Source organism: Streptomyces anulatus, assembly GCF_000721175.1.
In the GTDB taxonomy this organism is placed as follows: Bacteria; Actinomycetota; Actinomycetes; order Streptomycetales; family Streptomycetaceae; genus Streptomyces; species Streptomyces anulatus_C.
On record NZ_JOEZ01000007.1, the window covers coordinates 210,366 to 222,531 of the forward strand.

Annotated in this window: 12 protein-coding genes; 8 read left to right on the top strand and 4 right to left on the bottom strand. The window is 73.7% G+C overall.

Translation table 11 applies throughout. From position 1 onward, the window contains the following. The first annotated feature begins 63 nt into the window (after nucleotides 1-63). Nucleotides 64-810 carry a ferritin-like fold-containing protein gene (locus IG90_RS0109415; protein WP_030580422.1) on the top strand — a complete coding sequence of 249 codons (747 nt, stop codon included), beginning with the start codon at nucleotides 64-66 and terminating at the stop codon, nucleotides 808-810. A gap of 25 nt (nucleotides 811-835) precedes the next feature. Here IG90_RS0109415 and IG90_RS0109420 read toward each other — a convergent pair whose 3' ends face one another. The 4 genes from IG90_RS0109420 to IG90_RS0109435 all read right to left on the bottom strand — a co-directional run bounded on the left by IG90_RS0109420 (nucleotide 836) and on the right by IG90_RS0109435 (nucleotide 2,706). Beyond that, nucleotides 836-1,111 (bottom strand): hypothetical protein, encoded by a 276-nt coding sequence (locus tag IG90_RS0109420; RefSeq protein ID WP_030580425.1) that lies wholly within the window; start codon nucleotides 1,109-1,111, stop codon nucleotides 836-838. Nucleotides 1,112-1,313: 202 nt separating this feature from the next. Further along, nucleotides 1,314-1,541, bottom strand: coding sequence for a DUF3107 domain-containing protein (locus IG90_RS0109425; RefSeq protein ID WP_030580428.1), 228 nt, complete (start codon nucleotides 1,539-1,541; stop codon nucleotides 1,314-1,316). Between the two features lie 140 nt (nucleotides 1,542-1,681). Further along, nucleotides 1,682-2,323: a TetR/AcrR family transcriptional regulator gene (locus IG90_RS0109430; RefSeq protein WP_010061601.1), complete on the bottom strand. Its 642-nt coding sequence runs from the start codon at nucleotides 2,321-2,323 to the stop codon at nucleotides 1,682-1,684. A 167-nt stretch (nucleotides 2,324-2,490) separates the two neighbouring features. Then, complete coding sequence (locus IG90_RS0109435) at nucleotides 2,491-2,706, bottom strand: hypothetical protein (protein ID WP_030580431.1); 216 nt, start codon at nucleotides 2,704-2,706, stop codon at nucleotides 2,491-2,493. 184 nt (nucleotides 2,707-2,890) lie between these two features. Between IG90_RS0109435 and IG90_RS0109440 the strand changes: the two genes are divergently transcribed. The 7 genes from IG90_RS0109440 to moeZ all read left to right on the top strand — a co-directional run bounded on the left by IG90_RS0109440 (nucleotide 2,891) and on the right by moeZ (nucleotide 12,157). Next, nucleotides 2,891-3,856, top strand: a complete 966-nt coding sequence (locus IG90_RS0109440; protein ID WP_030580434.1) for an alpha/beta fold hydrolase — start codon at nucleotides 2,891-2,893, stop codon at nucleotides 3,854-3,856. Between the two features lie 8 nt (nucleotides 3,857-3,864). Then, the gene (locus IG90_RS0109445; RefSeq protein WP_030580437.1) at nucleotides 3,865-5,292 is read left to right on the top strand and encodes a DUF3152 domain-containing protein; all 1,428 of its coding nucleotides are present in this window, start codon (nucleotides 3,865-3,867) and stop codon (nucleotides 5,290-5,292) included. Nucleotides 5,293-5,696: 404 nt separating this feature from the next. Next, nucleotides 5,697-7,598 (top strand): DUF3492 domain-containing protein, encoded by a 1,902-nt coding sequence (locus IG90_RS0109450; protein WP_030580439.1) that lies wholly within the window; start codon nucleotides 5,697-5,699, stop codon nucleotides 7,596-7,598. A 118-nt stretch (nucleotides 7,599-7,716) separates the two neighbouring features. Further along, complete coding sequence (locus IG90_RS0109455) at nucleotides 7,717-8,928, top strand: hypothetical protein (RefSeq protein WP_078585264.1); 1,212 nt, start codon at nucleotides 7,717-7,719, stop codon at nucleotides 8,926-8,928. Nucleotides 8,929-9,101: 173 nt separating this feature from the next. Beyond that, the gene (locus IG90_RS0109460; protein WP_030580443.1) at nucleotides 9,102-10,067 is read left to right on the top strand and encodes an NAD-dependent epimerase/dehydratase family protein; all 966 of its coding nucleotides are present in this window, start codon (nucleotides 9,102-9,104) and stop codon (nucleotides 10,065-10,067) included. Beyond that, nucleotides 10,055-10,879, top strand: a complete 825-nt coding sequence (locus IG90_RS0109465) for a spherulation-specific family 4 protein (protein WP_030580445.1) — start codon at nucleotides 10,055-10,057, stop codon at nucleotides 10,877-10,879. Before IG90_RS0109460 ends, IG90_RS0109465 begins: the two co-directional genes overlap by 13 nt. A gap of 99 nt (nucleotides 10,880-10,978) precedes the next feature. Beyond that, nucleotides 10,979-12,157: an adenylyltransferase/sulfurtransferase MoeZ gene (gene moeZ, locus IG90_RS0109470; protein ID WP_030580447.1), complete on the top strand. Its 1,179-nt coding sequence runs from the start codon at nucleotides 10,979-10,981 to the stop codon at nucleotides 12,155-12,157. Nucleotides 12,158-12,166 lie beyond the last annotated feature (9 nt).

Sequence of the window (12,166 nt, forward strand, 5' to 3'; positions counted from 1 at the left end):
GGTATGAGGTCCCCGGCTGACCAGGCCCTTCGGCCCGGTGCGGAGCGGGCTATCGTTCCGTTCATGGAGACGCCTGACCACGCCACTGAGACCCCCGCCGAAGCTTCCGGAGCCACCGGGATCGCCGCCCAGGACTGGGCCACCGCGGCCGCCGACCCGCAGTACCGCGCCGCGGTCGTGGACCTGCTCGGCGCGCTCGCCTACGGAGAGCTGGCGGCCTTCGAGCGGCTGGCCGAGGACGCGAAGCTCGCGCCGACCCTCGGGGACAAGGCGGAACTGGCGAAGATGGCCGCCGCCGAGTTCCACCACTTCGAGCAGCTCAACCAGCGGCTCACCGCCGTGGACGAGGACCCGACCGCCGCGATGGAGCCGTTCGCCAAGGCGCTCGACGACTTCCACCGCCAGACGGCGCCGTCCGACTGGCTGGAGGGCCTGGTCAAGGCGTACGTCGGCGACTCGATCGCGAGCGACTTCTACCGCGAGGTCGCGGCCCGGCTGGACACCGACACCCGGTCCCTGGTCCTGTCCGTGCTCGACGACACGGGCCACGGGAACTTCGCCGTGGAGAAGGTGCGCGCCGCGATCGAGGCCGACCCGCGGCTCGGCGGGCGGCTCGCGCTGTGGGCGCGCCGGCTGATGGGCGAGGCGCTGTCGCAGGCCCAGCGGGTGGTCGCCGACCGTGACGCCCTCTCGACGATGCTGGTGGGCGGCGTCGCGGACGGCTTCGACCTGGCCGAGGTGGGCCGGATGTTCTCCCGGATCACCGAGGCCCACACCAAGCGGATGGCCGCACTGGGCCTGGCCGCGTAACACCGCGCCGCCGCCCGACACCGCGCTACCGGGCCGCCGCCGCTGACCGGCCGAGGCGGCCGCCGCGTGGTCGGATCAGGAGCGACAGCGTCACCGCCCCGACGGACACGGCTCCGATCAGCGTCGCCAGGGCATGGCCGGGACCGAGCGCGGCCTGCGTCAGATACGCGCCGAACAGGGCACCCAGGGCACCGGTGAGATATACCGCACGGCCGGACGGCAGGCGGTCGGCCAGTGATCGGATCGCCGCCCAGGACAGGGCGAGTCCGAGCACGGCGGCGCCGAAGGATTCCCAGATCACAGATCACCTCGCGGGGGTGTGCGGGGCGGGCAAATCGGTCGTAGGCGGTACTACCCCCTGCCTGCGGAGAGCAACCCTCCAGCGGCCCGTTCCGACCCGTCCGTTCACCTCACGCCGTGGGAGCGGCCCCGTACACGACGCAGGAGCGGCCCGGCGGGGAAAACCCCGCCGGGCCGCTCCTGCGATCAACGCGTCCGGTGGACTACAGCGTCCCGAACCCCACCCGCCGGGTGGTCGGCTCACCGATCTCCACATACGCGATCCGGTCGGCCGGCACCAGGACCTTGCGGCCCTTCTCGTCCGTGAGGCTGAGCAGCTCAGCCTTGCCGCCCAGTGCCGCGGCGACCGCGCTCTCGACGTCCTCGGCGGAAAGCCCGCTCTCCAGCACGATCTCGCGGGGCGTGTGCTGCACCCCGATCTTGACCTCCACGGCTATGTCCCTCCGACGGTCAGTCCCTGCGCGGCGAACCGCGCCGTACGCAGCCACATTAGCCCGGCGGGAGCGGCCCTCAGGGCCCGACCGGCAACGCCCGCAGCGAACACGGCGTCACCCGTCCCGTCACGGAGGGCTCAGTGCTGCTCGACGCCGTGCAGCGGGAAGCCCGCGATGCCCCGCCAGGCCAGCGAGGTGAGGAGCTGCACAGCGGTGTCGCGGGGGATGGCGGACCGGCTGGAGAGCCAGTAGCGCGCCACCACCTGGGAGACGCCGCCGAGCCCCACCGCCAGCAGCATGGACTCGTCCTTGGACAGGCCCGTGTCCCCGGCGATCACGTCGGAGATGGCCTCGGCGCACTGGAGGGACACCCGGTCGACCCGCTCGCGCACGGCGGGCTCGTTGGTCAGGTCGGACTCGAAGACCAGCCGGAACGCGCCGCCCTCGTCCTCCACGTACGCGAAGTAGGCGTCCATCGTCGCCTCGACACGCAGCTTGTTGTCCGTCGTCGAGGCCAGAGCCGTACGCACGGCCTGGAGCAGCGACTCGCAGTGCTGGTCGAGCAGGGCCAGGTAGAGCTCCAGCTTTCCGGGGAAGTGCTGGTAGAGAACCGGCTTGCTGACCCCGGCCCGCTCGGCGATGTCGTCCATCGCGGCGGAGTGGTAGCCCTGCGCGACGAAGACCTCCTGTGCGGCGCCCAGCAGCTGATTGCGTCGGGCGCGGCGGGGCAGCCGTGTGCCCCGCGGGCGCGCCGCCTCTGTCTGCTCGATGGCTGTCACGCCGCCTCCCAAATATGTGTTCCAGCACAGCCGGTCCGTGCACGCTGCGCCGTACAGCCATCGTACTTTTGGGTAACCCGGGTATGCGCGGCGCGGACGCAGAATTTCACGGACCGGACGGCTGTGGAAGCCGCAGTTCTTCCTGGTCGCGAGCAAACCGGGGCGTACTACCGGTAATCGTCCTCGTCCAAGGGGATAACCCTGCGCTGTTCCGCCACATCGGCCTCATTGGCGGTGGCCGGGTCGATGTTCTCCGGCCGTTCGTCGTCCTCGGGCCGGACGTCCGCCCGCTGTTCGGCGGCGTCCGCCTCGGGGGCTTCGGGCCCCGCCTCTTCCGGTTCGGCGTCCTCGAAGGTGTCCGGGTCGCTCGGGTCGACCGTCATGTGCAGCTCCCTTCCTTCCCACGAAGCCTAGGGGGTGCCTGCCCATTCCGCGTGGGCGGACGACGCCCGGCACAGCCCTTCGCGGAATGGGCCGGCGCGCCCTGGAGCTACCCGTCCACCCCGCGATGCGGCCTGTGACGGCGAACACATGAATGAGGGCGTGATCGTCTCGTAACATTGCCGCATGTCTCCGACCGAGCTGCCGGGTGTCCAGGCCGCCGCTGCCGCGGTGGCCCCCACGGTCAGTGCCGTCCGGGTCGCCGACGGCGAACGGCTGCGCTCCGTGTCGTTGCCGGGGGTCGGTCTGAACGTCCGCTGCCGTCCGGGCGACCGGACCGGACTTCCCCCCGCGCTGTACGTGCACGGGCTCGGCGGATCGTCGCAGAACTGGTCCGCGCTGATGCCGCTGCTGTCCGACCTGGTCGACGGAGAGGCGGTCGACCTGCCCGGATTCGGGGACTCGCCGCCGCCGGACGACGGCAATTACTCGGTGACCGGACACGCCCGTGCGGTGATCCGGCTGCTGGACGCGGAAGAGCGGGGGCCCGTTCACCTGTTCGGGAATTCGCTGGGCGGCGCGGTCGCCACCCGGGTCGCCGCCGTCCGCCCCGACCTGGTGTGCACCCTCACCCTGATCTCGCCCGCCCTGCCGGAGTGGCGGGTGCAGAGACCCGCCGTCCCGACCGGTCTCCTCGCGGTGCCGGGAGTCGCTTCCCTGTTCGCCCGGCTCACGAAGGACTGGACGGCGGAGCAGCGGACGCGCGGAGTCATGGCACTCTGTTACGGCGATCCGGCACGGGTCTCCGACGAGGCCTTCCGTCATGCGGTGGCCGAGATGGAGCGGCGGCTGGAGCTGCCGTACTTCTGGGACGCGATGACGCGTTCGGCCCGGGGCATCGTCGATGCGTACACCCTGGGCGGCCAGCACGGACTGTGGCGCCAGGCCGAGCGGGTGCTCGCGCCGACCCAGCTCGTGTACGGCGGACGGGACCAGCTCGTCTCGTACCGGATGGCACGCAGGGCGTCGGCGGCCTTCCGCGGCGCCCGGCTGCTGACCCTGCCCGACGCGGGGCACGTGGCGATGATGGAGTACCCGGAGGCGGTCGCCCAGGCGTTCCGGGAACTGCTGGACGATAGCGGCGGGAGCTGATCCGGGGCGTGGGACGACACAGTCGAAAGAGCTCCGCGGCGATCCGCCCGGACGCTGCGGCGGAACCGGGCGGCGAGCGTGCCGCGGCGAGGCCCGCGTCCGGCGGCGGCCGGCGCAGGCGGACCGCGCCCGCGCAGACCGGTGACGAGCGGGCCCCGTTCTCCTCCGACGCCCCGCAGGTGCGCGGCGGCCACCCCGAACAGCGTGAGCAGGGCGGCGGCTGGGGGACCGGACCGGTGCCCCGTCACGGCCAGGGATACGACGCCCGCGCACCCCACGGCGCCCCTCAGCCGCATCCGCCCCACCAGCACCCCGGTCCGGGCAACCGCCCCGCCGATGCCCGGCCGTATCCCGCCGGGCCCCAGGACACCGCTGCCCGGGAGCAGGCCGTGGCCCGGCAGGTGTCCGCCCAGCGCGCGGCCCAGCGTGCCGCGGACGGCCGGGCGGCCCAGCAGCCGACGTTCGACGGCCCCCCGGTGCCGGGCCCGCGCCGGGAGTTCGTGGACGCCTTCGACGCGGAGGCCCCGGACGCCGCCCCCGTCGCGCCGCCGGCCGGGCCCTCCGAGGGCGCGGCCGACACCGAGGCCGGGGAGCCGGACGAACGCCCCGCGCCCCGGGTCTCCAAGGGGCGGACGTTCACCGGGATCGCCGCCGCCGCGGTGACCACCGTGCTCGCGGTCGTGGTGGCCGGACAGGTCGCCGAGGACTCCGGCGACCGTGCCGCCGCCGCGGGCGCCGCCGACGCGGAGCGGCAGGGCCCGGGCGAGGAGGCCTCCCGCTCCGATGCCCGCCCGACCCCGAAGCAGCCCTCGGTCAAGCCCGAGGTCAAGCCCCTGTCGTACGCGGACAAGATGGCGCAGCCTTATCCGCTCGCCGCGGACCTGAAGGCGAGCGGCACGTTCGAGGCGGTGCCCGGTCTGGCGAAGGCCCCCGGAAAGGGGCAGAAGCACCGCTACCGGATCGATGTCGAGAAGGGCCTCGGCCTCGACGCCGGCCTTTTCGCCGAAGCCGTGCAGAAGACCCTCAACGACGACCGGAGTTGGGCGCACAACGGCGCGATGACCTTCGAGCGCATCTCGTCGGGGACTCCGGACTTCGTGATCACGCTCGCCAGTCCCGGGACCACCGGTGACTGGTGTGCCAAATCCGGTCTGGACACCACGATCGACAATGTCTCCTGCGATTCCGCCGCGACCGACCGCGTCATGATCAACGCCTATCGCTGGGCGCAGGGCGCCGCCACCTTCGGCCCGGACCAGTTGCTGTCCTACCGTCAGATGCTGATCAATCACGAGGTCGGCCACCGCCTGGGCTACAACCACGTGAGCTGCCGCACTCCCGGCGCCCTGGCTCCGGTCATGCAGCAGCAGACCAAGACCCTTGAGATCGAAGGCGTCAAGTGCAAGGCCAACCCCTGGGTGCACCCCACCGGTTGACCCCCCGCGCGTCCGCATCATGAGGCGGCGTCTCGTTCCGCTTCGGCGGCCCGGGTGCTCGGCGCGCCCGCGAGCCGTACACCAAGGAGCTGCCGGCCGCCGTGCCGCGCGTGGAGGCCCGCCGGGTCGTGCCGGTGCCCCCGCCGTGTGCCGCGGAGGCCGCGGACTCGCGTACGCCCGCAGGACGGCCCGCAAGGAGCTGGCCCGGGCCTGACCCTCCGTAACAAGTGAGCGCTGTATCGCGACGGAACGCGACCGGGGCCGGAAAGTTACGGCGGTTCACCCCTTTCGGTGGCGCGACGGACAACCGTCCGTCGCGCCACCGGCGTATCCGCTTACGGTCGTCCCGCTGCGAGTCGCCGTTTCAACGGCGGCCGCCCACAAGGGAGATCGGGGGTGTACTCGTGCGGATCGGACTGCTCACCGACGGTGGTTATCCGTATGCGACCGGTGAGTCCAGACTCTGGTGCGACCGACTGGTGCGCGGGCTGCCGCAGCACGAGTTCGACCTGTTCGCCCTGAGCCGCTCCGCCCACCAGGAGGACCAGGGCTGGGTCCGGCTGCCGCACCAGGTCAGCCGGGTGCGCACCGCGCCGCTGTGGACCCCCGAGGACGGCACCCTGCGCGGCAGCGGCGAACGCGGCCTGCTGGCCCGGCTGGTGACCGGCGGCGAACAGTCCTACGGACGACGCGACCGCAATCGCTTCACCGAGGGCCTCACCGCCCTCGCCACCGCGATCTGCACCCCCGACGAGGCCGGTACCGCAGCGGGCACGGGCCCCGGCGCGGAGCTCTTCACCGAAGGGCTCTACGGCCTCGCCGAGCTCGCCCGCGAACGCGGCGGACTCCACCTCGCCCTGCGCTCCGAGACCACCGTACGGATCCTGGAGGCCGCCTCCCGCGCCCGCGGCACCGGCCGCACCGTGCAGGGCGCCACCGTCCCCGACCACCTCGCCTCCGCCGCCGAGCTGGAACGCGCACTGCGGCCGCTCTCGCTGGACTGGTACGACCAGGAGAGCCTCGGCGCGGTCGACCTCTGCCACGCGGCCTCCGGCGGGGCGGCCGCCCTCCCGGGACTCCTGGCCAAACGCTTCTTCGGGGTGCCGCTGCTGGTCACCGAGCACGGCGTCCCGCTGCGCGCGCACTTCCTGGCCGCCTCCGACGCCTCGTACGGAACCCCCGTGCGCGCCCTCCTCGCAGGATTCCACGGCCGCCTCGCCACCGAGGTCTACCGGCAGGCCGCGATCGTCACCCCCGGCAACACCCACGTCCGCCGCTGGCAGCAGCGCTGCGGCGCCGACCCCGCCAAGCAGCGCACGGTCTACCCGGGCATGGCCGCCGAGCGGTTCGGCCCGGTCGGCGAGGACGCCGAACGCTTCGGCACGGCGGGCGAGGGCGACGGGGCGGGCGGCCCCGACACCCTGGTCTGGGTCGGCCGGATCGAGCCCGCCAAGGACCTGATCGCCCTCCTCCACGCCTTCGCCGAGGTCCGCCGCACCGAGCCTGGCGGCCAGCTGCGCATCTTCGGCGCCCCGGCCGAGGGCGATGAGGCCGCCACGTACCTCGCCCACTGCAAGGCCCTGGCCGCCCAGCTCTTCCCGGGCGAGGCCACCGGCGCCCACGCCGGGGGCGTCAGCCCGGTCACCTTCGAGGAGATCGGCGGCCCTGAGGGCCCCGACCTCGCCGAGGCCTACGGCGCGGGCGGCGTGATCGTGCTCTCCAGCGTCGTCGAGGGCTTCCCGGTCAGCCTCGTCGAAGCCATGTTCTGCGGCCGGGCCACCGTCTCCACCGACGTGGGCGCGGTCGTCGAAGTCATCGGCGGCACCGGCCTGGTCGTGCCCCCGCGCAACCCCAAGGCGCTCGCCGACGCCTGCGTCGCGCTGCTGCGCGACCCCGAGCGCCGGGCCCGCCTGGGAGCCGCCGCGCGGGCACGCGCGCTCGAACTCTTCACCGTCGAACAGAACCTCGCGGCATTTGGCGGCATCTACCTGGAGTTGATCTCGCACACCCCGGTGCGCCGGGAGGCCGACACGGTGGACGCCCACGGCGACCCCCTGCCCTTCGCCACCCCGCCGGAAGCCCGCCTCCTCGGCCACTGGACCCAGCCCGGGCCACACCTTCGCCCACCGCCGGGCCCGGGGCAGCCGGTGGGCGTCGCCGCCGTGCCGAGCCGGGCCGCCGTGTCCGGGGGCCGGCTGCCGGACCGGCCCGGCGAGCCCGAACCGCAGCACATGCGGGAGCCGGAACCCGAGCCCGAGGGCGTCTGCGCGGTCGCGGCAGGACCGGCGGGGGGCGGCGATGCGTGACCACCCGACCTCCGACCGGCGGGGGGCGGCGATGCGTGACCACCCGACCTCCGACCGGCGGGGGATGGCGACGCATGACCACCCGACCCCGGCCCTCCACGACCACGGAGACCACCCGATGACCCGTCCGGACGACCCGGCGACCCCCGCTGCCGCCCCGGAGCGCCCGGTATCCGCCTCGAAGCGCCCCGCATCCGCTCCGGAACGCCCCGCGGAGATCCCGCCCCGCACCACGGCGCGCCGGGCCCCGGGCGGCAGCGCCCGGCGGGGCCCGGCCGACCCGGTGAAGTCCTTGCTGCACCACCACCGCGACCTGTGTGAACGCGCCGTGGATCCCCTGGAGATCGCCGCCGGTCTGGAGGCGCACGGCCTCACCGACCGCACTGCCGCCCGCTACCGCCACCGGGACGTCTTCGCCCTCGCCGAGGAGCTGTACGCCCGTATGCCGCCCCGTGCGCGAGAGCCCGTCGGGGCCGGCCCGCCCGGCCCCGGTCCGGACACCGAGGCGCGCGCCGCCTGGACGCTTCTCGCCCTGCTCCCCGGCGCCGCCTGCCTGGCGACCGCCGGAGTGCTCCGGGTCACCGAGGGCCTCCTCGGCGACGGGACGCGGGCCCTGGTCACCGTCGTCGGGGCCGTCCTGGCCTGCCTGGCGCTCCGGGCGTGCCTGGGCCGCGGGCCGCTGCGCGCCCCCGAAGGAGCGGGCCGCGCCGGGATGTACGGCTGCTGGCTGCTGAGTTACGCGGTGTACGGCGAGGAGCTGCTCGCCCAGGTCATGACCGGCGGCCCGGACGGCCCGTGGGACGGCACCCCCGCTCCTCTCCTCGGCCTCACCGCCGCCGTCGCGCCGGCCGCCTGGTGCGCCCACCTCTTCACCGTCCAGGCCCACCGCAGACTGTCCGGCAGCCGCGCCCTGGAGGAGTTCGGCGCGGGCGTGCGCCCCCTGCTCCTGGCGGCCGTCACCCTCTTCCTCGGCGCGCTGCTGCCCCTGCTGCACCTGGCCGGCCTCGGCCTCGGCGGGGGCGGCACACCCGTCGGGGCGGTCGCCCTCGGGGTCCTGTTCTTCGTGGCCCGGCTGCTCGCCGCCCACGGGCTGCCCGAGCCGGGCACCGTCGCGCTGGCCGCCGCGTGCGCCGTCGAGGCGGGCGCCCCGGCCCTCGTCCTCGCCGCCCGGCTCCCCGGGCTCGAACCCCTCGCCCGACCCGTGGACGCCCTCGTCTCAGCAGGCGGGACCGGGGCCGTCTCCGCCCTCGCCTGCGGCGGGGCCGCACTCGGGCTGCTGCTGCACGCCGCCCTCGCGCTCTCCCGGGCCTCCGCCCACACCCGGACCTGAGGGACCCGGGGATCGAGCCGCCCCACCGACGTACCACCGCACCACTCCCGCGGAGCCGACGCCGCGGGCCCTGCCCGGCACCGTACGACCGACCGACTGACCTAGGAGAAACCCGCCATGACCCCCCAATCCCCCGCACCGGCAGTGAGCCGTCGGCACCGAGGCGGTGCGCGATGAGGGTGCTGCTGCTCGGAGCCAACGGATTCCTCGGCCGCTTCGTCGCCGACCGTCTCCTCGCCGACCCCGCCGTTCACCTGACGGCCCTCGGGCGCGGTGACGACGCCGACGTCCGGTTCGACCTCGCGGGCGGCAGCCCCGGGGCACTCACCCGCTTCCTGGACGCCGTCCACCCCGGCGTCGTCGTCAACTGCGCGGGTGCCACGCGCGGCGGCGCCCGGGACCTCACCCGCCACAACACCGTCGCCGTCGCCACCGTCTGCGAGGCGCTGCGCCGCAGCGGCTGCGGGGCCCGGCTCGTCCAGGTCGGCTGTGCCTCGGAGTACGGGCCCTCGCAGCCCGGGTCCTCCACCGCCGAGGACGCCGTCCCGCGCCCCGGCGGCCCGTACGGCGTCAGCAAGCTCGCCGCCACCGAACTGGTCCTCGGCTCCGGCCTCGACGCCGTCGTGCTGCGGGTCTTCTCGCCCGTCGGCCCCGGCACCCCCGCCGGCTCCCCGCTCGGCCGGCTCGCCGAGGCGATGCGCCGGGCCATGCAGTCCGGCGACGGCGAGCTGAAGCTCAGCGGCCTCGGCGTGCAGCGGGACTTCGTCGACGTACGGGATGTGGCGCGGGCCGTCCACGCCGCCTCGCTCTCCGCCGCCCAGGGCGTCGTCAACATCGGCACCGGGCGGGCCGTCCGCCTCCGCGACGCCGCCGCCGTCCTGGCCAGGGTCGCCGGGTACGCGGGCGCGCTCCACGAGCTGGACACGCCCCCCGCGCGCCTGCCCATCGGCGCCCCGCGCACCTCCGCCGAGTCCGTGATGGAACACCTCTCCGCCACCCCGTCCCCGTATCCGGACGGCTGCGGGGCCTGGCAGCAGGCCGACGTCCGCACGGCGAGGGACCGGCTCGGCTGGCGGCCCCGGATCAATCTGGAGGAGTCCCTCGCGGACATCTGGATGGAGGCGGCGTGCCGTATCTGACCGCCCCCGCCGACGCCCGCCGGACCGCGGGCGGCGAACAGCTCGGCTTCGGCGTCCCGGGCTACGCCCACCCGCTGCTGGCACCCGCCGAATGGGCCGAGCTGGCCCGCCCCGGCACCCCGCTGCACTGGGCCGTCCTCAACATCGCCGAGGGCCCCGGCTCCCGGCCCGACCCGCACTGCCTGGAGGCGGCGGGCCGGCTGCGCAACGCCCGCGAACGCGCCCTGCGCGGCCAGGCCCCGGACGACACCGTCCGGGCCTCCGGCGGCCGGCTGCTCGGCCACCTCGACCTGGCCCGCGGCGAGCGGCCGTTCGACGAGCTGATCGCGGACGCCCGGTCCTTCATCGACTGGTACCGGATCGGCGGCTTCTACCTCGCCCGCTGCCCCGCCGACCGGGCCGGGCTGCCCGCCGTCCGCCGTCTGACCGGCACGCTCCACGCGCTGCTGGCGGAGAGCGACAGCGAGGACGACGGGGGCCGCCTGGTGCTGGGGCACGGCACCCACCCGTATCCCGGGTACGCGGAGGCGGCCGACCAGCTGGTCACCTTCCAGGGCCCCTGGACCGACTACCGCTGGTCGCAGGTGGCCGAATGGACGGCCGGCCATCCGCCGGACCGGTTCGCCCACTTCGTCCACGGGGTCCCGCGCACCCACCTGGAGGAGGCCATGCGCATCGCCCGCTGGCAGGGCGCCAGGACGATCTTCTTCACCGACCGGGATGACCGAAGCGGACAAAGCGACCCATTCGCGGCGCTGCCCAGGTACTGGGACGAAATCGTCTCGCGGGTCGGACCGGGTATCTCGGAATGAGAAGGGGCGTGGCAGTGTTACGGGGAGAGCAACCGTACGTAGTCGACCCTGAGAAGCCGGTCTACGTAGAATCCGACCACCTGCATTGTTGAGGTTCCTGTGTCGCTGCCACCCCTGGTCGAGCCAGCTGCTGAGCTCACCGTCGACGAGGTCCGCAGGTACTCCCGCCACCTGATCATCCCGGATGTCGGGATGGACGGACAGAAGCGCCTGAAGAACGCCAAGGTGCTGTGTGTCGGCGCCGGCGGCCTCGGCTCGCCGGCCCTGATGTACCTGGCCGCGGCCGGTGTCGGCACGCTCGGCATCGTGGAGTTCGACGAGGTCGACGAGTCGAACCTGCAGCGCCAGATCATCCACAGCCAGGCCGACATCGGCCGCTCCAAGGCCGAGTCCGCCAAGGACTCGGTGCTGGGCATCAACCCGTACGTCAACGTGGTCCTTCACGAAGAGCGGCTCGAAGCCGAGAACGTGATGGAGATCTTCGCGCAGTACGACCTGATCGTGGACGGCACGGACAACTTCGCCACCCGCTATCTCGTCAACGACGCCGCGGTGCTGCTGAACAAGCCGTACGTGTGGGGTTCGATCTACCGCTTCGACGGCCAGGCCTCCGTGTTCTGGTCCGAGCACGGGCCCTGCTACCGCTGCCTCTACCCGGAGCCGCCGCCGCCGGGCATGGTCCCCTCCTGCGCCGAGGGCGGCGTGCTGGGCGTGCTCTGCGCGTCCGTGGGCTCCATCCAGGTCACCGAGGCCATCAAGCTGCTCGCCGGTATCGGCGACCCGCTGGTCGGCCGGCTGATGATCTACGACGCCCTGGAGATGCAGTACCGCCAGGTCAAGGTCCGCAAGGACCCTGACTGCGCGGTCTGCGGCGAGAACCCCACCGTCACCGAACTCATCGACTACGAGGCCTTCTGCGGCGTCGTGTCCGAGGAGGCGCAGGAGGCGGCGCTCGGCGCGACGATCACTCCCAAGCAGCTCAAGGAGTGGATCGACGGCGACGAGAAGATCGAGATCATCGACGTCCGCGAGCCGAACGAGTACGAGATCGTCTCGATCCCCGGCGCGAAGCTGATCCCGAAGAACGAGTTCCTCATGGGCACCGCCCTCCAGGACCTCCCGCAGGACAAGCGCATCGTCCTGCACTGCAAGACGGGCGTCCGCAGCGCCGAGGTGCTCGCGGTCCTCAAGTCGGCGGGCTTCGCCGACGCGGTGCACGTGGGCGGCGGAGTGATCGGCTGGGTCAACCAGATAGAGCCCGAGAAGCCGGTGTACTAGGTGTATTGA